20 protein-coding genes are annotated in these 22794 nt (G+C 41.0%); 2 read left to right on the top strand and 18 right to left on the bottom strand.

The features are described 5' to 3' along the window. Positions 1-476: 476 nt before the first annotated feature. The 8 genes from AC6CHU_RS25000 to ku all read right to left on the bottom strand — a co-directional run bounded on the left by AC6CHU_RS25000 (position 477) and on the right by ku (position 8863). Positions 477-962 carry a hypothetical protein gene (locus AC6CHU_RS25000; RefSeq protein ID WP_498123084.1) on the bottom strand — a complete coding sequence of 162 codons (486 nt, stop codon included), beginning with the start codon at positions 960-962 and terminating at the stop codon, positions 477-479. Between the two features lie 180 nt (positions 963-1142). Then, positions 1143-2102 (bottom strand): nucleoside hydrolase, encoded by a 960-nt coding sequence (locus tag AC6CHU_RS24995; protein ID WP_159870321.1) that lies wholly within the window; start codon positions 2100-2102, stop codon positions 1143-1145. Positions 2103-2201: 99 nt separating this feature from the next. Next, positions 2202-3866, bottom strand: coding sequence for a glycerol-3-phosphate dehydrogenase/oxidase (locus AC6CHU_RS24990; protein WP_498123082.1), 1665 nt, complete (start codon positions 3864-3866; stop codon positions 2202-2204). Between the two features lie 194 nt (positions 3867-4060). Further along, the gene (gene glpK, locus AC6CHU_RS24985) at positions 4061-5551 is read right to left on the bottom strand and encodes a glycerol kinase GlpK (protein ID WP_159870316.1); all 1491 of its coding nucleotides are present in this window, start codon (positions 5549-5551) and stop codon (positions 4061-4063) included. Positions 5552-5586: 35 nt separating this feature from the next. Next, positions 5587-6411, bottom strand: coding sequence for an MIP/aquaporin family protein (locus AC6CHU_RS24980; protein ID WP_159870314.1), 825 nt, complete (start codon positions 6409-6411; stop codon positions 5587-5589). A 174-nt stretch (positions 6412-6585) separates the two neighbouring features. Continuing rightward, complete coding sequence (locus tag AC6CHU_RS24975) at positions 6586-7131, bottom strand: glycerol-3-phosphate responsive antiterminator (protein WP_159870312.1); 546 nt, start codon at positions 7129-7131, stop codon at positions 6586-6588. 65 nt (positions 7132-7196) lie between these two features. Beyond that, positions 7197-7856 carry a phosphatase PAP2 family protein gene (locus tag AC6CHU_RS24970; protein WP_159870309.1) on the bottom strand — a complete coding sequence of 220 codons (660 nt, stop codon included), beginning with the start codon at positions 7854-7856 and terminating at the stop codon, positions 7197-7199. Between the two features lie 152 nt (positions 7857-8008). Next, positions 8009-8863: a non-homologous end joining protein Ku gene (gene ku, locus AC6CHU_RS24965; RefSeq protein WP_159870306.1), complete on the bottom strand. Its 855-nt coding sequence runs from the start codon at positions 8861-8863 to the stop codon at positions 8009-8011. A gap of 143 nt (positions 8864-9006) precedes the next feature. Between ku and AC6CHU_RS24960 the strand changes: the two genes are divergently transcribed. Then, positions 9007-10845: a DNA ligase D gene (locus AC6CHU_RS24960; protein WP_159870303.1), complete on the top strand. Its 1839-nt coding sequence runs from the start codon at positions 9007-9009 to the stop codon at positions 10843-10845. Between the two features lie 17 nt (positions 10846-10862). On the opposite strand, the gene dapF is transcribed toward AC6CHU_RS24960, so the two are convergent. The 7 genes from dapF to ribD all read right to left on the bottom strand — a co-directional run bounded on the left by dapF (position 10863) and on the right by ribD (position 18471). Continuing rightward, entirely contained in the window at positions 10863-11846 is a 984-nt protein-coding gene (dapF, locus tag AC6CHU_RS24955; protein ID WP_498123080.1) for a diaminopimelate epimerase, read from the bottom strand. A gap of 124 nt (positions 11847-11970) precedes the next feature. Continuing rightward, a complete protein-coding gene (locus AC6CHU_RS24950; protein WP_498123079.1) occupies positions 11971-13215 on the bottom strand; it encodes an EAL and HDOD domain-containing protein in 1245 nt (414 codons plus the stop codon). 170 nt (positions 13216-13385) lie between these two features. After that, positions 13386-14684: an NCS2 family permease gene (locus tag AC6CHU_RS24945; protein ID WP_159870294.1), complete on the bottom strand. Its 1299-nt coding sequence runs from the start codon at positions 14682-14684 to the stop codon at positions 13386-13388. A gap of 324 nt (positions 14685-15008) precedes the next feature. Further along, positions 15009-15485 (bottom strand): 6,7-dimethyl-8-ribityllumazine synthase, encoded by a 477-nt coding sequence (gene ribH, locus AC6CHU_RS24940; RefSeq protein WP_159870291.1) that lies wholly within the window; start codon positions 15483-15485, stop codon positions 15009-15011. Positions 15486-15498: 13 nt separating this feature from the next. After that, complete coding sequence (locus AC6CHU_RS24935; protein WP_498123077.1) at positions 15499-16692, bottom strand: bifunctional 3,4-dihydroxy-2-butanone-4-phosphate synthase/GTP cyclohydrolase II; 1194 nt, start codon at positions 16690-16692, stop codon at positions 15499-15501. A 25-nt stretch (positions 16693-16717) separates the two neighbouring features. Continuing rightward, positions 16718-17374 carry a riboflavin synthase gene (ribE, locus tag AC6CHU_RS24930; protein WP_498123076.1) on the bottom strand — a complete coding sequence of 219 codons (657 nt, stop codon included), beginning with the start codon at positions 17372-17374 and terminating at the stop codon, positions 16718-16720. Next, entirely contained in the window at positions 17374-18471 is a 1098-nt protein-coding gene (gene ribD / locus AC6CHU_RS24925) for a bifunctional diaminohydroxyphosphoribosylaminopyrimidine deaminase/5-amino-6-(5-phosphoribosylamino)uracil reductase RibD (RefSeq protein ID WP_498123074.1), read from the bottom strand. The genes ribE and ribD overlap by 1 nt, the downstream gene beginning before the upstream one ends. Before the next feature lie 565 nt (positions 18472-19036). Between ribD and AC6CHU_RS24920 the strand changes: the two genes are divergently transcribed. Then, positions 19037-19858: an EcsC family protein gene (locus tag AC6CHU_RS24920; RefSeq protein ID WP_159870279.1), complete on the top strand. Its 822-nt coding sequence runs from the start codon at positions 19037-19039 to the stop codon at positions 19856-19858. An 18-nt stretch (positions 19859-19876) separates the two neighbouring features. Here the strand turns inward: AC6CHU_RS24920 and AC6CHU_RS24915 are convergent, their stop codons facing one another. The 3 genes from AC6CHU_RS24915 to AC6CHU_RS24905 all read right to left on the bottom strand — a co-directional run. Beyond that, entirely contained in the window at positions 19877-20452 is a 576-nt protein-coding gene (locus AC6CHU_RS24915; protein WP_159870276.1) for a TlpA disulfide reductase family protein, read from the bottom strand. Positions 20453-20537: 85 nt separating this feature from the next. Then, positions 20538-21230, bottom strand: coding sequence for a hypothetical protein (locus tag AC6CHU_RS24910; RefSeq protein WP_498123073.1), 693 nt, complete (start codon positions 21228-21230; stop codon positions 20538-20540). A 259-nt stretch (positions 21231-21489) separates the two neighbouring features. Then, positions 21490-22794: S8 family peptidase (locus AC6CHU_RS24905; RefSeq protein WP_498123071.1), on the bottom strand; the 1305-nt coding region annotated here is incomplete at its 5' end.

Below are 22794 nucleotides of genomic sequence, written 5' to 3'. Positions count from 1 at the left end.
GGACAGTAAGAAACTGTCCTTATTAGAGATATATTTGAGTTAATTAATTATTACCTAAAACAATGAAAGCCCTGCCTCTCTTCCATCCTTACGGCTCCGAGACCGCGCCAGTGGGAATCAGGTTGAATCGGAATCCTTTCCGATTAGATGCTCTCTGAGATTTTAATATTTAAATGGTAAGAAACTTAATGAAGTAAAAATACGGAGAAGTGTCTGGTTTACAGAAGATGATTAAGAAGAACATTCAGCGTAAGCTGTCCACACAAATTATTCTTAATTACAAACACATACTTACTCTTTCAAAATCCTATAGAGCATAAAACATAATAAAAAGCCGCAGTTTCACTAAAAAGAATGTTCGGCTGCCGAATATTCCAAGTGAATTAACGACTTCAAAAATATACCTCAAATACTTCAATCACTATAATATCTTATATGAGGTTATCTGTCAAGAAAATATCTTGTCAACCCGCAGATTAGCTTTCTCCTTTGTACTCGGTCACATCAAAATAATCGGTTGTATCTTTATAGTCATTAAAACCTATATCCAAATCATGAAAATAGCGGTGCAGCTTGATTAAAGCGTCCTTTTCCCTGGTGCCCGACTGCACAGTTTTCGCCAGACTTGCTATTGTGTCCAAGTCAGTCTGAAGATCTTTATTCTCCGCTGATATTTTTTTAAGCGAGTTTATGATTAAATCAGCCTGCTCTTTTTGTTTTGGCCAGCTGACTTTACGGTCTCTTCCCCATCCAAGTGTTTCATTATAAAAAGTATGACTGGAGGCAATAAAGTCTCCTAAATCTTCGTACATTAATCCCTCGGATGCCTCCGCATTTGCCGAGGTCTTTTGCATCTTAGGTTCATCCTTATTTAAAAAGACAAGGACAGTGTACGCCAGAGCAATGGCCAGGACCATTCCAAGAATTGAAAGAGTCATGTTTAATTTTTTATTTTTCAGCAATTTACAATCCTCCATTTGATCTTATTAATATATGATGTAGCTAAATGGATTTATTGCCATTTTATTTTTCCTAACGAATCTTCCGTTTACTGCAAAAGTTTTCCATGATATTAGATTCTATGTGAACAGTCTATTCCCCTTCAAACAAATAAAAAAGCTTTCAACACAATGTGTCAAAAGCTATTTCTGATTCTTCTGATAGAGAAAAGCCTTCATAAAATCAATAACAAAACCCTCCACGTCAAGCTCCATCGCAATGTTGTCAAGTGTTTCCGCCGGTTCCTCTTCAGGCTTAGGCCTAAAATCAGCGATGCTCTTTCCTTTGGCCTTTCCAAACTGCTCAATTCTCACTCTTCGTTTAACATATTTTACGAGATCAGGATTTGTGAGAACACTTAAAACAAGAACATCATGGAGCGGCGCACCCTCAATTCCCGGAACAAGCTCCTGGTAAGAGTCATAATAATAATCATATGCAGGCTTAATTAAATCTTTAAAAGGAGATTGGGTGTTATTCGCGATAAATTCAATCGTCTCTGGCCGGATAATCGCTTTATTGGTTACATTTAACGGAAATATATATATGTTTTTTACTTTTTCAAGCACTGAATCCGCAGCAATGGGGTCAGCGTAAAAGTTGGCTTCAGCCTCTGGTGTCACATTTCCCGGAACCAGAAAGGCACCTCCCATTAAATAGAATGCATTTACATCCTTGTATGCATCCTTTCCATACAGAATGAGCGGCAGCGCCAAATCCGTCTGCCTCCCTACACCAACGATCACCAGGTTATTCTTATATTCATTAACTATTTCAATAATTTTATTGATATCATGAACCTCTATTTCACTGTTAAAATCCTTTGGAGGCTGAATGGGCCCAAGTCCTTCCTCCCCATGTATTTCAGGATAAAACACAGCAGTATCACCGGATAACGGCCCGCTTGCTCCTGCAATAATCGGAATGTCCTCTCTGCCTGCGAGGGTCAGTAAATAGGCAGTGTTATTAATGGATTCCTCTTTGGTTATGTTGCCATAAGCACTGACCACACCTACTACATTAATCTCAGGGTGCTGAAGGGCATACATCAGCGCAATTGAATCATCAACCCCCGAGTCAACAAACATTAGAACGTTGTACATAACCCACCTCCGCTACCTATATATATAATTGTATGACAGCGGACTGTCCCTTTTGTTTAAAATCTCCTCATAAGAAAAAAACTCCCCGTCCGGAGAGTTTTAGTCATGATCAGCAGGGTCTATGGCAGAGCTTAATTCCTGGCCCAGCTGGTTCTCGAAATTACTTTTTGCAGCAGCATCCCAATTAAATGCTTCAGCCATATATGAAATAACTTGCTCCTTGTATTTTCTCACTGTTTCAATATCAAAAAGGAGCGCTCCTGTTCTGCGGTTAAAAAAGTCAACAGGGGTGGCAGCCATTTCATGTTCTATTGCATATTTCAGCTTTGCCCACAATACCATAGGAAGACCGTAATGGTCAGCTTCACTCCCAGTCTCTTCAATTATATTAAAAATGCGGCCAACATTAGACCCGTACATTGTTACAAGGTGTTTCGACTGTTCAGCTGATAAGCCAATTTTTATTCCTTTCTCAGTCTGAAGCTCAACGAATTCCCGGAATTTAAAGGATCCCCCTACATCTCCTCCAGAAATGGGCAATGTTTTTGTGATACTGCTGCTAAATGTACTGTTCCATTCCTGTTTAAGTTTATCAGCAAGCAAATCTACAATGGTTTCTGCCATTTTCCTGTACCCTGTCAGTTTCCCGCCGGCAATTGTCAACAAACCAGTATCCGACTCCCAAATTTCATCCTTGCGTGATATTTCGGAAGGGTCTTTTCCTTCTTCCCAAATAAGTGGACGAACACCAGCCCAGCTGGATTCAATATCCTTCTCCGCTATTTTTACGGAAGGGAACATAAAGTTAATCGCGTTTATAATGTAGGTTCTGTCACTTGCAGTCATTTTTGGATTGACAGGATCTGAGTCATAAAAAGTATCAGTTGTCCCCACATATGTTTTTCCGTTTCTAGGTATAGCAAACACCATCCTTTTGTCAGGAGTATCAAAGTACACAGCCTGCTTTAATGGGAACTTGGATTGATCAATGACCAAATGAACACCTTTAGTCAGGCGCAGGGCCTTTCCTTTCCTGGAGCCGTCTTTCTCACGAATGGAATCAACCCAGGGGCCGGCAGCGTTAATAACTTTTTTTGCTTTAATTTCATAGATCCTGCCAGTCAGCTGATCAGCAGCAGCAGCCCCGCACACCTTACCTTGTTCATCATATAAAAGTTTTTCAACCTTCATATAGTTAATTGGAATAGCCCCTTTTTCTGCAGCGGCTTTCATTACCTCTATCGTAAGACGTGCATCATCTGTGCGGTATTCTACATAATAACCGCCGCCTTTTAGGCCATCCTTTTTTATGAGCGGCTCTTTTGACAATGTTTCCTGGACATTGAGCATTTTTCTGCGTTCGGCCTTTCTGACGCCCGCAAGGAAATCGTACACTCTAAGTCCGATTGAAGTTGAAAATTTCCCAAATGTGCCTCCTTTATGCATTGGGAGAAGCATCCACTCCGGTGTAGTCACATGTGGACCATTTTCATATACGATAGCCCGCTCTTTTCCGACTTCAGCTACCATTTTAACTTCGAATTGCTTAAGATATCTTAACCCACCGTGAACTAGTTTGGTTGAACGGCTGGAGGTTCCTGCTGCAAAATCCTGCATTTCCACAAGTGCTGTCCTCATACCCCGTGCTGCAGCATCCAGCGCAATCCCTGCTCCGGTTATGCCTCCGCCAATTATCAGAACATCAAATTCTTCCTTTGTAAGAGTATTTATCATGTCAGTACGATTTAAATTAGAAAATGTCATGGCTGTCTCCTCCTTATTGAAAAGGTTAGTAGTTGTAACTACCCTTTTAAAGCAGGGAATAAAAAAGAGACCACAAAATACATTATCGATTAGACGATAATGATTTTGTGGTCTCTCCGCATCTCCTGCCGAACTATTAACTTAAGTTTATTGTATCATAAAAGAAATGATTTGTGTATAAAACCTGCTTCAGATTATTTAAAGGCAATTGCAGCATTTACAGCTTTTTTCCAGCCTTTATATAATTCTTCCCGCACCGGATTATCCATTGATGGATGATACGATTGGTCAATTGCCCACTGCTCAGCAATTTCCTCCTGTGATTTCCAGAACCCGACGGCCAATCCAGCAAGGTAAGCTGCCCCAAGCGCAGTCGTTTCATTAATTACCGGCCTCTCTACAGGAACATTTAAAATATCTGACTGGAACTCCATCAAGAAATTATTTTTCACGGCTCCTCCATCTACTCGAAGCGTCTTAAGTTCAATGCCGGAGTCCGCTTCCATCGCAGAGAGGACATCTTTTGACTGATAAGCAAGTGACTCAAGTGTCGCACGGATAAAGTGCTCTTTGGACGTTCCCCGTGTGACTCCGAATACTGCTCCCCTGACATCGCTGTCCCAGTACGGGGTGCCAAGGCCAACAAAAGCCGGAACTACATATACTCCATCAGTAGAGTCGACTTTTTTGGCATAGCTTTCACTGTCCTTTGCATCCTTGAGCATTCTCATTCCATCGCGCAGCCATTGAATAGCAGAGCCCGCAACAAAAATGCTGCCCTCCAAGGCATATTCAATTTTCCCACCAAGTCCCCAGGCAATGGTTGTTAGAAGTCCATGTTCAGATTTCACGGCTTTTTCACCTGTATTCATAAGCATGAAACAGCCGGTGCCGTAAGTGTTTTTAGCCATTCCTTTCTCGAAGCAAGCCTGTCCAAACAGCGCAGCCTGCTGATCCCCTGCTGCCCCGGCGATAGGTACTTCCTTCCCGAAAAAGTGATAGTCAACAGTCTTAGCATACACTTCGGAAGATGGCTTCACTTCAGGAAGCATCGTTTCCGGAACTCCGAGAATATTCAGCAGCTCTTCATCCCATTTAAGTTCATGAATATTAAACATTAAGGTTCGGGATGCGTTGGAATAATCGGTCACATGTGCTTTTCCCCCCGATAGTTTCCAGATTAGCCAAGTATCAATGGTTCCAAATAATAATTTTCCCTGTTCTGCTTTTTCCCTTGCTCCATCCACATGATCCAGCAGCCACTTTACCTTTGTTCCAGAGAAATATGCATCTATTAATAAGCCGGTTTTTTCTCTGAATAGGTCGTTATAGCCTTTCTCCTTCAATTCCTCACAAATTTCGCTCGTCTGCCTTGACTGCCATACAATCGCATTATAAATCGGGACCCCCGTTTCTTTATCCCAAACAACAGTTGTTTCCCTCTGATTTGTAATGCCAATTCCTGCAATCTGCTCAGGTTTTATTCCAGATTCTGAAAACACACCTGCAATCACCGATAAAACGGAACCCCATATTTCATTGGCATTATGTTCAACCCATCCAGGCTTTGGAAAATGCTGTGTGAACTCTTTTTGTGCGGTGTGCACAATCTCTCCTTTTTTATTAAAAAGAATGGCTCGTGAACTAGTAGTTCCCTGATCTAATGATAAAATATATTTTTCCATAATGGACTCCTCCCAATCTCAATCAATATTCTTATTTATGCAGCCACTTTAGAAGAATCAACTTCCCCCGGTTGTTTTTTGCCAAAGATATACGAAAGAATTAATACTATTATATTAACACCCAGCACTGCCCATAACATACCTGAAGCTTTGCCAGCAAACATAACTTGATAGAATGCAGATCCCATTAAGCCCCCGAGGATTGGCCCTGCTACCGGGATCCAAGCATATCCCCAGTTCGATTTCCCTTTACCTGCAATAGGAAGAAGAAAATGAGCAATTCGCGGCCCAAGATCACGGGCCGGATTAATCGCATACCCGGTTGTCCCGCCAAGAGACATGCCGATAGCTACGATAAGAAGACCTACAGCAATCGGGTTTAACCCTTCGGTAAATTGATTTGCTCCAATAAACATCAATCCCAATACAAGAATAAATGTGCCAATCATTTCACTCAATAAATTTGAAAATGTATGGGAAATCGCAGGACTGGTTGAGAATACAGCAAGCTTTGCCCCCTGGTCTTCTGTTTCTTTCCAATGCGGCAGATAGTGGAGGAACACAATAACTCCTCCCAAAAAGCCCCCCAGGACTTGGGCCAGAATATACCCCGGCACGTCAGACCATGGGAGATCCCCGCTAAGCGCAAACCCGACTGTTACAGCGGGATTCAAGTGTGCTCCGCTTATCGACCCTACAGCAAAAACCCCCATCGTTACAGCAAGCCCCCAGGCAATAGTGATAACAATCCACCCTCCATTAAAAGAGAAGGTCTTTTTTAAATTCGCCCCGGCAATAACGCCTCCTCCAAAAACAATCAGGATCATTGTTCCAATCATTTCTCCCATAAAAGCAGACATCTGAAAAAATCCCCTTTCCATTTTGGCTGGCCGGAAAACAAAAAGGAGATCCACGACAGATTAAGCCTTGAAAGGCTAAACTGTGTGAATCTCCTAATCTCCGACACATAAATTAACTTGTTAAACCTAGTATACAAATCTATGAAAACGTTGTCAAACTCTCCAATAACATTTTTATGAAAACTTCTCCCATAATTCAATTTTTGAAGTTGTAATGGCTGCGGCTCCTGCATCAAGCGCGCTCCTCACTTCTTCTTCTGAACGGATGAGTCCTCCTGCAAAAATAGGGGTATTCAAACGTTCGTTAACTTCTCTGATCATCCATGGCATGGCTCCCGGCAAAACTTCAATATAGTTCGGCCTGGTTTTCTCGATTAATTTATAACTCTTTTCGAGTGCATGCGAATCAATGAGGAAAATCCTCTGAACAGCAATTACTCCCTTTTGCTTAGCTTTCAGGATGACGCTGGATTTAGTAGAAATTAATCCATGAGGCTTATATTCCTGGCATATATATTCGACAGCATAGTCATCGCTTTTCAATCCATGAATCAGATCGACATGATAAATCATTTTTTTATTATGTGCCTTTGCCATCTGTGAAACATTCTTCAGCTGTGAAATATGCATATCAAGAAATACACCAATTTCATAAGTGCTTTTCAGGAATTTTTCAAATTCTTTCATATTGGATGAGGCCGGCAAAATTTTTTGATTCATTCTTTCCACTCCTGTTTCTGTTATTCCCCTATGTTATTAAGAATGAGTTTATTTCTCAATACCCATTATATATTTTTACGGTACTCATAATAGCGGAACCCGATGATCATAATTATAAGCCAAGCGCCACCGGCTGCAAAACCAGCAATTACATCACTTGGAAAATGAACACCTAAATAAATGCGGCTTAGTCCAATCATTATGATAAAGCAGCATAGCATAAAGGTCCATGCAGCCTTCCAGCGCTTTCTTTTTGCCAGATGAATGATTATATAGGCAAGTGAGCCATAAAAAATAAAAGATCCCATCGAGTGCCCGCTCGGGAAACTGAATCCGTGCTCTTCGATCAGAGGTTTGATATCCGGTCGCTCTCTTTTAAAAATCCATTTCAGCAGCAGGTTAAATAGTGCGCCGAATCCGGAGGAAAGAACCATGAACCAGGCAAGTGATCTCTTTTTAAACAAGAACAAACCTACAGATGCTATAAGCACAGAAAAAGCCAGCCACTTTACCGACCCTAAAAAAGTAACCACACTCATATATTCTGTGATCCTGGGAGAAATAAAAGCCTGTACGTAATCGATCACAGACTCATCGAAACGAGTTAACTCATTTTCCTTTAATTCGTCCACTATTTCTATAAAAAGCAGCAAAAACCCACCAAGTACTGCAGCTGCCAGCGCTAAATAAAAAATGCTTTTCAATGTTAAATTTTTCAATTCCATATCTTCAAATCCTTTTTCTTAAGGGATTACCACCCATTCGAGTTATATGAACATTTTTTCGAAGGTTATCCATAAATTCCCTCGATTTTTCTTTATTATGCTGTTCTGCAGTAAAAAACCGAGTTTGCATCAGCAAATTCGGTTTCCATGCATCATGCTTGCTTTTTAACTTTAGTCTTTGTAGAAGCACGCTTCTTTTTAGCTGCAGGTTTTTTTGCTGTTGCTGCATCACCGGGCTTCGTTTTATCAATTGATGCCTGCAGGGCAGCCATAAGGTCAGTAACATTTGCCGCAGGCTCTTTTTCAACAGGTGTGACTATATCTTTGCCAGTCCGTTTAGCTTCGATAAGCTCCAAAAGGGCCGTCCGGTAGTCATCATTATATTTTTCAGGTTTGAATTCTGTGGTTAATTGATCAATTAGCATGATGGCCGTATCAATTTCTTTATCTGTCACATTATCTTCTGCAGGGACATTTGGCACATCAGCAGCCTTACGTACTTCATCAGGGTAATGGATCGTTTCCATGACAAGAGTGTTTTCATATACACGGACTACAGCCAGCTGCTCTTTGGAACGGATGATGATTTTTGCCAGACCTACTTTTTCAGAAGTCTCGAGGGCTTTTCTCAGAAGAGAATAGGCTTTTCCACCACCGTCTCCAGGGGACATATAGTAAGTGCGATTGTAATAAATCGGATCAATTTCCTGGATTTTTACAAAGTCCATAATTTCTACAGCTTTATCCTCATTTTCCTGTTTCAGCTTTTCTAAATCCTCATCCTCTAAAACAACAAACTTTCCCTTTGTGTATTCATAAGCTTTTACAATATCTTCGTTCTTAATTTCCACTTCACAAACAGGGCATGTTTTCTCATACTTAATTGGCGAATGGCATTCCTTATGAAGATTTCTAAGCTTAATATCCTTATCTTCTGTAGCTGAATGCAGCTTTATTGGTATATTCACCAGCCCAAAACTGATGCTTCCTTTCCACATTGTATGCATAGTCTGACTCCCATTCATTTTGATGTAGTAGTCATAATTTGTGTATTTATAAAATCTGAGATACGCAAAAAGAATTGGAAACTGAGTAGTTTTGGCGGGAAATGCCAACACTATAATGACGAATGTAAAGGAGGCCAAATTAAATGAGACCTATGCTTCCTACATTAACTTTCGATGCTCCCAAAGAGAAAGAATGGCTGTTTGAAGCAAAATATGATGGTTTTAGAGCGATCCTGCACTGGGACAAGGAACTCAGACTGACAAGCAGGAACGATAAACCTTTATTGGATCTTTTCCCGGAGATTAAGGCTTTTTTGGAAAATCACAGGGATAAATTCGAACCGCACCTTCCGCTTGTATTAGATGGAGAACTGGTCTTGCTTGAGAATGCCTATAAAGCTCATTTTGGGTCCATTCAGGTCAGGGGCAGAATGAGATCTGAAAAAAAGATTCTTGAGAAAGCTAAAACAGCTCCCTGTCGTCTCCTTATCTTTGACATCCTAATGTTAAAAGGCAAAAAGATTCGCGATAAAGAGTACACTGCCAGGAAAGCAGAGCTTGAAGCTTTGTTTAAAGACTGCAATTTGCCTTTAAAACCTGACGAAAAGGATGGCAGATTGATACAATTAATCCCCCCATACCGCAGTTTTAAAGAACTTTGGGAAAAAATTGTCCTTCATGACGGCGAAGGAATCGTGGCAAAGCAAATCAAAAATAAATGGGAAGAAGGAAAGAGATCCTCTTTATGGCTGAAATTCAAAAACTGGAAATACGTTTCCTGTTTTATAACTGCTTATGAAAAATCAAATGGCTACTTCTATGCAGGCGTTTACCAGGGGGATTCTGTAATAGGAATCGGACAATTTCTATTTGGATTGAAGCCCGATGAAAAACAAGCTCTTTTTCAAATAATCAAAGACAATAAAACGGATGAAAACAATCAATTTATATATGTAGAACCAGCAATTTGTGTGGATGTTAAGTATCTGGAGATTTATGAGGAACAAATGAGGGAGCCGCACTTTCATCAGTTTCGTTTCGATTTGAAGCCTGATGCCTGCACTTATGATCAATTTATACAGCAGCAGAAAAATCTGCCTCCCGAGATAGAAATCACCCATCCGGAAAAGCCATTATGGGAAACACCAGCTATACAAAAGATTGATTATATTCACTTTTTAAGAGAAATTGCACCCTATATGCTGCCATTCTTAAAAAACAGGCTGCTAACCGTTATCAGGTATCCGCATGGTATTTTTGCAGAGCCCTTTTACCAAAAAAATTGCCCGGATTATGCACCGGATTTTGTGGAGACGGAAATGTCAGAAGGTATTGATTACATAGTCTGCAATAATTTAAAAACACTTTTGTGGCTTGGCAACCAGCTGGCTTTTGAATATCATATACCGTTCAAAACGAATGCAAGCACCGGGCCAAGCGAAATCGTATTTGATCTGGATCCGCCTTCCCGGGAAGCTTTTCCGGTGGCCATTAAAGCTGCTGTTTATATTAAAGAGGTGCTTGATCAGCTGAAGTTGGTAAGCTTTGTTAAAACATCCGGCAATAAAGGGCTGCAAATTTACATTCCCCTTCCGGAAAATACTTATACCTTTGATGATACACGGCTGTTCACAGAGTTCATTGCCCAGTATCTCATAAACAAAGACCCGGATTCTTTTACCATTGAAAGACTAAAGAAAAACCGGGGCGGTCGGCTTTATGTGGATTATATCCAGCATGCAGAAGGAAAGACAATCATAGCCCCCTATTCACCCAGAGGAAATCAATCAGCAACAGTTGCGGCTCCCTTGTTTTGGGAGGAAGTTAACGAAAAGCTGACTATGGAAAGATTTCAAATAACCAATATGATAAAAAGAATAAACAGTGATGGCGATCCTTTTAACACTTATTTTCAGACAAAGGAAATTCAGCCTTTTTCACCCGTGCTGGACTTTTTAAAGGAGCACAATAAAAAAGGATAAGGCTTTGGCGCCTTATCCTACAACCAATCTTTAAGTACTGACTGAGCATATTCCTGAAGTTTAGCATATTGCTTAATTTCTCCAGTATATTCCTCTTTTGGGGAAAGGGAAAACTCTGCAGGGTTTTCCATGCTGACATCTGCTTCACAGCGGTAAACATAGCTCGCATTCCCAATTAAGTCAATGGTCTGCCTGCCATTCTTTTCATGGACTACACAGCGCACTTTTCCTCCATTATTATAAACCTCTACAGGCTCTTCTATTTTATTCAGCCCATTCATGCAAGTTACAAGTGTCGAAGCGGACATGGCCGTGCCACAGGCATTGGTAAATCCTACTCCCCGTTCAAATGTCCTTACATAAATTTGCCCTTTTTTTAACGGCTTCACAAAGCTGACATTGACTCCATCAGGAAAGAATTCATTCGGCCCGTTCAGAAATTCGCTGATATTTTTTTGAAGGTCAGATGCTATTTGCTCTTTCTCCACTAAAGATACAAAATGAGGATTAGGAACTGCTAAGGCTGTGAATTCTAAATCATCTGATATCCCGGTGACTTTTTCATTAATTACAGTGTCTTTATCGAGTACTAACGGAAGATCCTTCAGGTCAAACGAAACAGGTGAAATTTCAACCAGATACGTCGGAATGTCTTCAAAGATGTCTTCCTGCTTTTTCACCTGCAGATCAGCTTTCATGGTCTCAATGATAGCTTCTTTCAGCCCAAGAAGTTCGCAGACATAACGGGCTACGCATCGCAATCCATTACCGCACATCGAGGCCTCTGACCCATCCGGATTAAAAACACGCATCCTTGCATCTGCTTTATCGCTTTTTAATACGAAAAGAATTCCATCCGAGCCAAGCTCAGTGCTGCGGTCGCAAATAGCTCTGGCAAGCTCCGCACGATTATTTTCTGTAAAATGATACGTATTGGAAATCTCATCTATAATAAAGAAATCATTTCCTGATCCATGACATTTCAATAATTCAATATTCAATGTAATACCTCCAGACCAATAGTCATTCAACTTATAAATAAGAGTGCCATAAAAGCTTTTATTATTCAATAAGGTTTTCTGTTTAATATAGACTTTAGAATATAATTCTATAATACTTGCATCTTTAATTTGTAATCCTTTCAGGGTTTAGCAGCTGACTGGCCCAGGCTAATGCTTCTGAATAGATCTTAAAAATAGTTCTTTCATCAACGCTCAGCTTATTGCACATCTCACTGATTCTGCTCCATTGTGCTTTCTCTACTGCTATGGCAAGATCAAGTATTTCTTTAAGATTATTATTTTCTCCTTGGAGTGCTTCACAAATATCATCCTGCAGTGGAAGCTCATCAAGAATTTGCTTCATCGGGATACTAAGCAATGAATCCATCAATGAAAACATCCCAGTCATAAAATAGCTTGACGAAACACTTTTTCCGGTTCTGAGTCTGCCAATTTCCTCACACATTTTTGCACGAGTCATGGAAAACCTGATGGTCTCTTCGGCCAATTGCGAGTCTTTTACAATATTTTCCCTTACTGCCAATACATAGATCCACTTTTCCAGTTCGATCAATCCAAGCAGAACTATTGCCTGCCGGATTGAATTTATCTTTTGCTTAGGACGATAAGCCGGTGAGTTTATCAGCTTAAGCAATTTATAGGACAGGGATATGTCACGCTCTATTAATTCGGTTATACGGTCGAGACTGGGCTCCTCCTTTGACAGGTTTTGGATCATCTCATAATAGGATTGAAAATATACCGGTACATCATGTGTCGACATAATCACAGGCTTTTCAAAAAAATAACCCTGGAAATAATCATATCCCTTACTTTTAGCTTCCTCGTATTCCTCTCTTGTCTCAACCTTTTCAGCTATTGTTTTTATTCGGAGCTGATTCACAAGCATTTCTATTTTTTCGCGCATCTCCTTTGGAGTGTTAAGAAAATCCACCTTTATGATGTCGGCATATTTTAGCAATTGCCTTGCAAAGGGATTAGTTTCATTGAATACATAATCATCCAGGGCAATCTGATAGCCAAGCTCCTTTAAATCCCTGCATATCCTTACAAGCTCCGCACTTGGCTCTACCGTTTCAAGGATTTCGACGACAATTTCCCGAGGCCTGAAATAGGCAGGCACTCTCAGCTTAAGCAATTTTTCCGTAAAATTTATAAAACATGGCTTTCCTTCAGAAAGCTGGTCGATTCCAATATTTAAAAAACTATTAATGATAACCTCAGCCGTAGCCTGATCTTCATCTATATCAGGAAAGGCATTCACCTGATTATTTCTATACAAAAGCTCATAACCAAACACTTCTTCCTTTGAGTTGAAAATTGGCTGTCTTGCAACAAACACTTCCATTGACATACCTCCGAAAAACCTATTACTATAGACTTATTTTAACTCAGGTTATTTAATCCGCGTGTCGAAACTTGTTGAATAAATAGGAGTTTTTAAGTTTTTCGCAAGATCTTCCCTTTTTCAGATAAAGAAAAAGGATGCCTCATATAAGGGGCATCCCATTATCTATATTAACTAATCACATGAAAAACAAAGTTAAATAAAAACAAAGCAGCTATAACATATAAAGCAAAAGAAACTTCCTTTGCTTTCCCTATCGAAATCTTTAAGATTGGATAAAGAATGAACCCAATGGCAATACCGTCTGCAATACTATAAGTGAACGGAATCATGGCAATGATAAAAATTGCCGGAAAGCTTTCGCTCATATCCTTTAAATCAAGATTGCGGATGTTCTGAAGCATCAGTCCGCCAATAATGATCAGAATAGGGGCAATTGCGCTGTTGGGGATCAGCTTAATAACAGGAATAAAGAAAGCGGATAGCATAAACAGCATACCGGTTGTAACTGCTGTCAATCCTGTACGTCCTCCTGCAGCCATGCTTGCTGCACTTTCAACCGTTGCTACAGTAGGACTTGTCCCAAAAATCCCGGACAATAAAGCGGAAACAGAATTCGCCTGAAAAGCACGCTTAAACTGTTCCGGCCTGTTAATAAAACCAACATGCCCATGGACTAATCCGATATTTTCAAATACCAGAACCATTGTCAAAGAAAAAATCGCAATCCAAAAAGTGACGGAAAGCAAGTTATCAAATGACATTGCTCCAAATACTTCCATATAATCAGAGAGTGCGAATGACTTTTCATCAGTCTTTTGCACATTTATCAGCCCAAAAGCCCATGCGATCAGTGTCCCTGCAGCAACAGTAATTAAAAAGTTGCCAGGCACATTCCGCATGAATAAAATGATGGCCAGCAGGAACGTTAAAATTGTTGCAAGCACTTGCGGGTCTCCAAGTTCACCTAAAGCAATAATGGAGTTTGTCCCTTTTTCAACGATTCCGCCTTTTTCAAGTCCGATCAGCATCAGGAAAAGTCCCAGTCCCACCGTTATCGCTTCTTTAAGTGAATGAGGAATCGATTCACTTAATGTCTTAGCAAATCGTGAAAAAGCCACGAAAACAAAGATCAGACCGGATATAAACACTACAGCCAATGCTTCCTGCCAGGATAAGCCCATGGACTGAACCATCGTATATGAGAATAAAGCATTAATTCCCATACCAGGCACGAGGAGAATTGGTACATTTGCCCAAAACCCCATGATCAGACACCCGACCACCGATGTTATAATGGTTGCAAAAATAGCTGCTTCCAAAGGTATCCCTGCTTCAGAGAGAATTAGAGAGTTGACTGCGATAATATAAACAATCGTAAAAAAGCCGATTGTCCCAGCCATAACCTCCTTTTTAACAGTTGTTCCATTTGAATTCAGCTGAAAAAGCCGGTTAAACCACTTAATCATATTTACTACCTATCTATTCAATTAGCCCTCTCCCTACCCGCTCTCCCCGCGTGTAAAAATACGGGTGAGCCACAAGCAGTATTTTATCAAAAAAAAATCATTCTGCCAATAGAAAGGTCAGACGTCTGTTCAGATGAATCAAAAAAAATCAGCGAGAATGATCCCGCCGATTTTGATAGATAACAGTGCAGCATTATACGCCTGTTACGTTTAGGTGCCGCTTTGGCAAACATATGAACCACTATTCCATTTTATGTGCCACTTTAACTCATTTATGTGTATGAATCAAATTATATCTGCCACTTCTTTATAATGTATGAAATCTTATTCACCATCAGATAACTGTCTGTATAGATTGCCCATTTCAATGGCTCCGACAGCCGCTTCCCATCCTTTGTTTCCTGCTTTTGTGCCGGCACGTTCAATAGCCTGTTCAATCGTGTCAGTTGTAAGTACGCCGAAAATAACAGGAACACCGCTTTGCAATGCTATGTTCGAAACTCCTTTTGCCACTTCCCCGCTGACATAATCAAAATGCGGAGTTGCACCGCGGATCACCGTGCCAAGTGTAATGACTGCATCATATTTACCTGATTGGGACAGCTTTTTAGCTGCAAGCGGGATTTCGAATGCTCCAGGAACCCACACTACCGTCACATCTTCTTCACTCACTCCATGGCGCTTTAGTGCATCTTCCGCTCCGCTTAATAGCTTGCCAGTTATGAATTCATTAAAACGTGATACAACAATTGCCATTTTTAATCCTGTTCCTACTAAATGTCCTTCGATAACCTTTTTCAACTCTAATCGCTCCTTAAAATTGTAATAAATGCCCAAGTTTAGTTTTCTTTGTTTTTAAGTAATTCTCATTTTCTGTTTTAGCAGGCATTTGGAGAGGAACCCTTTCGGCAACCTCCAGTCCATAGCCTCCAAGTCCAGCAATTTTCCGTGGATTATTAGTCAAGAGGCGCATCTTTTTAACTCCCAGATCTCTTAGAATTTGTGCACCTACCCCATAATCACGAAGATCGTCCTTAAACCCGAGCTTATGATTTGCTTCAACAGTATCATAGCCCTCTTCCTGCAGCTTATAAGCTTTCAGCTTATTGATTAGGCCAATACCGCGTCCTTCCTGCCTCATATATAGAAGGATTCCACGGCCTTCCTTCTCAATCTGTGCGAGCGCTGCTTCAAGCTGGGGTCCGCAGTCACATCGGTTAGACCCGAATACATCTCCTGTCAGACACTCCGAGTGAACACGAAGCAATACGGGTTCGTGTTCATCGATTTCACCCTTTACTAAAGCAACATGGTCTTTTCCATCCACAGTGTTCGTATAGCCGACAGCTTTAAAATTTCCATATTCTGTCGGAAGCTGTATTTCCACTTCCCTTTTTACAATAGAGTCGTGTTTCAGTCTATACTCGATTAGTTGTTGAATTGTGATCATTTTCAAATTAAATTTTTCTGCTACTTTTTCAAGGTCATCCACACGCGCCATTGTCCCGTCATCTTTCATGATCTCACAAATAATTCCTGCTGGAGCAGCCTCGGCAAGACGAGCCAGGTCTACTGCTGCTTCAGTATGGCCTGCTCTTCTAAGAACTCCCCCTTTTTTCGCAACGAGCGGAAAAACATGTCCCGGACGGGAGAAGTCTGAAGGTTTGGCACCATCCTCAAGCATTTCCTTGATTGTGAAAGCACGCTCAAAAGCACTGATGCCTGTAGTCGTTTTTTCATGGTCAATACTGACAGTGAAAGCTGTTCCATGACTGTCAGTGTTCACCTCTGCCATAGGATTCAGTTCCAATTTTTCAGCAAGCTCCTCTGTAATAGGTGTACAGATTAAGCCTCTGCCTTCCTTAGCCATAAAATTGATGGTATCCGGTTTCGCATATTCTGCGATTGCCAGGAAATCCCCTTCATTTTCCCTGTCTTCATCATCACAGACTATGATGACTTTTCCTGCTTTTAAATCTTCCAGTGCCTCTTTTATTTCACTGAACATCGTTTAATACCACTCCTTTTGCTTATTATAAGAAGCCGTTATCCCTAAGGAATCCTTCTGAAATGCCTCCTTTAGGCTGCGTGGTCTCCTGCTGCTGCCTGTTCACAAAGGTATACAGATACTTGGCAAGCATGTCGAATTCGAGATTAACAATGTCGCCAACTGTTTTGAAGCCCAGTACCGTTTCACTGGCTGTATGAGGAATGACCGAGACAGTAACGGTATTGTCTTCATTGCCGAATACAGTCAGGGAAATCCCGTCCACTGCGATAGAGCCTTTCATGATAAGCAAGTGGCTTAAGGCAGGAGGTACAGATATTTGAATATAAATGGCATTTTCACTCGCTGACTTTTTGAGAATCTGACCTGTTCCATCCACATGCCCTGTTACAAAGTGACCGCCAAAACGGCCATTTGCCCTCATTGCCCTTTCCAAATTGACCTTTGATCTTTCTTTAATAGCTGAAAGCGATGTGCTTTTGAACGTCTCCGGCATGACATCTGCTGAAAATCCATTTCTGGCAAATTCCGTAACAGTGAGACAAACACCATTTACAGAAATACTGTCTCCCAATTGAACATCTGATAAAATTTTGGAGGCCTGAATTGTCAGTTTCATCGCTTTTCCTTGCTGAACTACTTTTTTTACTGTTCCAAGCTCCTCGATAATTCCAGTAAACATTATTGCTTGGCCTCCCTCAGTGGTTTTGCGGTAATTTTAAGATCGCTGCCAACCCTTTTAATCTCTGTGAACACCAGCCTAGTTGCATCTTTCACAAAGTCGGCACCAACACCCCCAATAAATGGAATCGCCTGATTGCCGCCAATAATTTTGGGAGCCATATAGAGAATTATTTGCTGAAAGCAGCCTTCTTTTATAAATGAAGCATGGATCTCAGATCCGCCTTCAACAAACAAGGTCATAATGTTTCTTTCACCTAAATTTTTCAATACATCTTTAATCGGCACCTCATTTGCAGGAAAAGAAATGACTTCTGCATTAAGTTTCCTTATTTCCTCTGCTTTTGAGGCATCAATTTCGCAGCCGGTAAAAATAATGGTCTTAACAGACTGATCGCGGATGACATTTGCATCAGCCGGAATATTTAGATTTGTATCTAAAACTACACGAATGGGATTTTTTCCGCCTTGGGGCAGCCTGGCGGTTAAAAGGGGATTATCGTGAATGATGGTATTTATGCCTGTAAGTATAGCGTCATGTTCATGCCGTAGACGGTGTACATCCTGCCTGGATTCTGGAGAGGTAATCCATTTGCTGTCACCGGTTTTTGCAGCTGTTTTCCCATCAAAAGATGAGGCTGCTTTAATGGTTACGTATGGTGTCTTTGTTTTTATAAAATGAAAAAATGGTTCATTGAGAGCATCTGCTTCTTCCTTCAACAGGCCGGTCACCACTTCAATACCGGCATCCTGCATCCTTTCAATTCCTTTTCCTGAAACGAGAGGATTGGGATCGGCAGAAGCAATAAAGACCCTTTTAATTCCTGAATTAATAATTAAGTCTGCGCAGGGCGGAGTTCTTCCAAAGTGGCTGCATGGTTCAAGAGTGACATAAATATCAGCGCCTTTAACCCTTTCTCCAGCCGCAGCTATCGCATGGACTTCTGCATGGGGTGTTCCCGCTTTCAGGTGAGCACCCATTCCCAGAATTTCACCGTTTTTCACAACAACTGCACCCACCTGCGGATTCGGACTGGTTTGGCCTTTAGCTGCCGCTGCCAGACTGATGGCTAACTTCATATATTCCTGATGGATCAAATTTTCTGCATCCTCCCTTCCTTACTATTTCTCCAAATTAAGTATAAAACGGCAAAACCCCGTACACCAGATAGGTGAAACGGGGCAAAAACACATGACGAAATAAGCGTTTAAAAAGACTTTTTTTAACGCATCATTATAATCATTCCTTCTCCCATCCAGACTTTCACTGTCGGCTTTGGAGTTTCACCAAATCCACCGGGTTTATAAGAAAAGCTCAAGCGCCTCGTTCTCCCCCGACAAGCACAAGACGAGCCTCCCAGAAAAGGCGTCTTTTGCCTTTTTGAGAGGATTGGCTTGTGACCTCGAGGGGGTAGGCGCTGCTAGACAATAATTAGAAAAGCTCAAGCGCCTTGCCTTATAAAGCCGGGTCACGGACTAAGAGGGCGTACCCTCATCACCGCCGGTTGGGAATTTCACCCTGCCCCGAAGGAAATCCTATTCTATTATAGAAATCTTACCATGAATTATCACATTATACAAAGAGAATTGTTTTTGAAAGAATTGAAACCTTTACTTCGATACGCCGTATAGTTAATTATAGAAAAAGGAGAGGACTTTTATAATGGAGGAACCAAGAGAACATCTTATCAGCGAGTTAAGAAAATGTGAAGAATGGGAAAAAGAACAAGGTGATTTATGGTTTTGGGAGAAGCTGGGCAGACTCCCTTTTAAGCTTATTGATAGATTTACACCTGAGTTCATACATAAAAAGGTTGGAGTGATCCTTGATGAGCTTGGGACATATATTCAATCAGGAGGAAGATATTTAAGTTCAGCTTCCGCGTTAAAGAATTATTATCCTGGACAAAACATTCATACCTTGCAGGATGTAGAAGCCCTGCCCCTATCAATAATGGATGTAGCCGCTGAAAGGCTAAGCTCTAACCGTAAAAGAGCAGCAGCATTGCAGGGTGCGGGTACTGGTGTCGGAGGGATTTTTACCCTGACCATTGATATCCCCCTGCTTCTTGGCATTCAGCTGAAAACTCTGCAGGATATCGCGATTTGCTATGGCTTCGATCCTGCTGATAAAAACGAAAGAATGTTCATTGTAAAGATTCTTCAATTTGTTTCCAGTGACATTGTTGGAAAAAAAGCCATTCTGCAGCAGCTTTCCATGTTCGGTTCTAAAGAATCAGGGCCAAAAAGGGAAGTCGTTTCCGAACTTCAGGGATGGAGAGAGGTTGTGTTTTCTTACAGAGATCAAATTGGCTGGAAAAAACTTTTCCAACTGATCCCGATAGCCGGACTGTTGTTTGGGGCTTTCATCAATCGATCAGCCGTTAATGATATTGCCGAAGCAGGTATTATGCTATACAGAAAAAGAGTAATCGTTAACCGCCTTTACCAGAATAGGATGACAGAAATAAAACCGGAGAGCTGAATGGCTCACCGGTTTTATTTAAGGAAGCTTTTTGATTTCCTTCTCCATATATTCTTCATTTAAAGCTCCCAATACTTTTTCTCTGATAACACCATCGGAATCAATAAAATAGCTTGTAGGATAAGCCATTATATTATAGTCAGAACCCACAATTCCCTTTACATCCATAGGAATTGTAAAAGTCAGACCCAGCTCTTTCACGAACTTCTCAGCGTCTCCATTATTCTTTTCTGTGTTTGTAAGATTTACGGCTAAAATATCAAATTTATCATCTTTGTACTTTTGATAAAGCTTCTCCATATGCGGCATTTCTGCACGGCAGGGAGGACACCAGCTAGCCCAGAAGTTTAAAAGGATTGCTTTGCCCCTGTAGTCGCTGAGCTTTACCGGATTTCCTTCCATATCTGTCAGTTCAAAATCCGGAGCAAGATTTCCTTTTTCCAGACCAATAGGCAAATCCTCTGGATCTTTTATTTTATCGTATTTTTGCATTTGTCCGGCCTGCTCTACTACTCCCTTTTCTTTAAGAATGGTTTTGTCTACAATAAACAGCAAAAGAACAATAACTGCAGCAGCCAGTAAAAACTTTTTCATTCCAACACCTCAATACTGATTTCCCTGTAAGCTGAATTTATCATACTATATGGGGAATACAGAATCTACATATGTGCACTGGATTTTAGTGATTGTGATATAGAAAAAGAGCCGCAAAAATGGCATAAATTCTGCATTTTTCTTTTGGAGCCAGACTCTCTTTAAAAGAGAGCACCGGTGTATTTGGATCCTTAAAACGCTCTCCCCACTCAAGTGGCATCCACCCTTTGCGAAGGCGGGCAGCTCTATGCGATTGTTCATCCAGAACCTGCAAATCCGTGTGTAAATAGGTTTTAGGAACTGTATAATGAATAGCTCCATTTTGAAACACGACAGTGGTTCCAATTTTTCTTATTTCGATTGTTTCCCTGTATTCATCATTTGAGGAGATAATTTCGATGCCACTCCTGCGGATTAAGATGGAAACTTCAAGATTTTCTGCTTGGTCATAGATCCCCAGCCTCGTTGGAAAGATACGGTCAAGAAAATAAGGCAGAAACCAGCGGATCTTTCGCATTTTCATATCCCTGATTTCGCCTATTTGACTTCCATCAGGATCAAACAAAACCATCCTGAGAGAAGGGGCAGGCAAAAAAGCGATCAGCACATTTGAGTACTGCAAAATAGGCAGAAGGGCTTGTCCTTGGTAATAGTACTTACTTAACGCTGCCTCATCCGCCCTTTGCTTATTCAGCAAATACATTTGATGACATAAAAAACTATAAAAAATAAAAGGGATTAATAGAATAATGAAATGTGTGCCCTGAAATTTATTCATAAACAACAACAAGAAAAAAAATGGGGGCACTAGTGCTGTGAGGCTTGCATTTAAAGAGATATCGGCTGTTTTTTGGTAATAGTGCTGGATATTCATCAGTATGTCTCCCCTGCTATATTTGTTTCTCTTCTTTATTCTATTAATCAGGTCCTATAAAAATGAATTCTGAAAGGATTTTATTGTCGGAAGCTCTTTTTATTTGCAAAATCCCCTCAAAAATAAAGCTGACGGAAAGTTTCCGCCAGCTTTATTAATTGAATTATTTTAACGCATTAACTGCATTTATTAGCCCGTGGCCTGACTGCTCATCATACCCAGGCTTAAAGATATCTTCTGATGAAGTTTGAATGATGTGCTTAACTTGTGCGGGAGAGATTTTGTCTTTTCCATGTTTTGCGATGATCACACCAGCAAGTGCCGCAACTTTCGGGGCAGCCATTGAAGTTCCTCCCTTATAGCCATAGCCTCCGCCAGGGATTGTCGCTAATGCCAAGTAGGTATTATCCCTGCCAGCTCCGGTATTTGGATCATAGTTTGGTCCCAAGTCCCCGCCTGGAGCCATAACATCAATTTTGCCGACACCATAGTTGGAATAGAAAGCAAGATTCTTTAAAGCTCCGCCTGCAGACACCCGAATCATCAGCTGACTGCTTGGACTTCTGTGTGTGGCACCATTATCAGAACCAGAAAGTTTCCCCGGACTTTTTAAATCAACACTATCATTCCCTGCTGAACCAACTACAGTTACACCTTTTTGAATCGCATATTTAATGGCTCTGTTAAACATTTGCACGTCTGCTACAATATCCTTCGTTGCATACTCAGGATTCTGGAACCAGTCATATCCGCCAAGGGACATGTTGACAACATCGACATTATCATCTGCAGCTGTCATTAAAGCTTCGGCAATATGTGAAGTAGCTGCTCCCCCTTCAGGACCGAATACACGGTAAGCCGCTACCTTTAAGTCTGGTCCAACACCCATTGTTCTTCCTTTTGCTGCAATGGATCCCGCAACATGTGTACCATGGCTGTTTTCATCCATTGGATCTGGATAGCCGGGAACAAATGATTTACCATATGCATAATTTTCTTTCAGGTCAGGGTGATTATAGTCAATACCTGTATCGATTACCCCAACAACGATATCTTTGCCATCAGCAGACTTTCCTGTTCCTCCTGGAAGATTCCAGGATACACCATCATTTGTTACTTGTTTGATATCCCACTGCAGACTGTTATATAAATCCGCACCATCTAATGGAAGATCTGCTTCCACTGCAGGAGCTTCTGGATATATGACATTTTCAGTGCCAGCAGCCGATACAATAGAAGACTTTCTGATTTCATAAAGAAAATTAGGATTAGATGAAGAAACTTCAACTGCTCCTAATTTATTCAGCTTATTCTCTACTTGCCCTCCAGCCTTTTTCACTAAATCAGCATACCCTGAAGGAAGCTTAGCTTCATCTTTAAAAACAACCAAATAGTTCTTTTCAGCAGCTTGGGCTTGTCCTGCGCCTGCAGAACACGCAAAAACAGCTGAAGCACATAACGCAAAACT

This window comes from Cytobacillus sp. GQ23 (assembly GCF_059758675.1).
Note: the sequence above shows the minus strand (reverse complement) of the source record. Positions and strands in the feature narration are given on the sequence as shown.

What these genes read in the sequence shown, in the direction of transcription:
- AC6CHU_RS24995 (WP_159870321.1), bottom strand. Translation starts at nt 2,102, where the DNA reads ATGTACAACGTTCTAATGTTTGTTGACTCGGGGGTTGATGATTCAATT.
- AC6CHU_RS24990 (WP_498123082.1), bottom strand. Translation starts at nt 3,866, where the DNA reads ATGACATTTTCTAATTTAAATCGTACTGACATGATAAATACTCTTACA.
- glpK (WP_159870316.1), bottom strand. Translation starts at nt 5,551, where the DNA reads ATGGAAAAATATATTTTATCATTAGATCAGGGAACTACTAGTTCACGA.
- AC6CHU_RS24980 (WP_159870314.1), bottom strand. Translation starts at nt 6,411, where the DNA reads ATGTCTGCTTTTATGGGAGAAATGATTGGAACAATGATCCTGATTGTT.
- AC6CHU_RS24975 (WP_159870312.1), bottom strand. Translation starts at nt 7,131, where the DNA reads ATGAATCAAAAAATTTTGCCGGCCTCATCCAATATGAAAGAATTTGAA.
- AC6CHU_RS24970 (WP_159870309.1), bottom strand. Translation starts at nt 7,856, where the DNA reads ATGGAATTGAAAAATTTAACATTGAAAAGCATTTTTTATTTAGCGCTG.
- ku (WP_159870306.1), bottom strand. Translation starts at nt 8,863, where the DNA reads ATGCATACAATGTGGAAAGGAAGCATCAGTTTTGGGCTGGTGAATATA.
- AC6CHU_RS24960 (WP_159870303.1), top strand. Translation starts at nt 9,007, where the DNA reads ATGAGACCTATGCTTCCTACATTAACTTTCGATGCTCCCAAAGAGAAA.
- AC6CHU_RS24950 (WP_498123079.1), bottom strand. Translation starts at nt 13,215, where the DNA reads ATGGAAGTGTTTGTTGCAAGACAGCCAATTTTCAACTCAAAGGAAGAA.
- AC6CHU_RS24945 (WP_159870294.1), bottom strand. Translation starts at nt 14,684, where the DNA reads ATGATTAAGTGGTTTAACCGGCTTTTTCAGCTGAATTCAAATGGAACA.
- AC6CHU_RS24935 (WP_498123077.1), bottom strand. Translation starts at nt 16,692, where the DNA reads ATGTTCAGTGAAATAAAAGAGGCACTGGAAGATTTAAAAGCAGGAAAA.
- ribE (WP_498123076.1), bottom strand. Translation starts at nt 17,374, where the DNA reads ATGTTTACTGGAATTATCGAGGAGCTTGGAACAGTAAAAAAAGTAGTT.
- AC6CHU_RS24920 (WP_159870279.1), top strand. Translation starts at nt 19,037, where the DNA reads ATGGAGGAACCAAGAGAACATCTTATCAGCGAGTTAAGAAAATGTGAA.
- AC6CHU_RS24915 (WP_159870276.1), bottom strand. Translation starts at nt 20,452, where the DNA reads ATGAAAAAGTTTTTACTGGCTGCTGCAGTTATTGTTCTTTTGCTGTTT.
- AC6CHU_RS24910 (WP_498123073.1), bottom strand. Translation starts at nt 21,230, where the DNA reads ATGAATAAATTTCAGGGCACACATTTCATTATTCTATTAATCCCTTTT.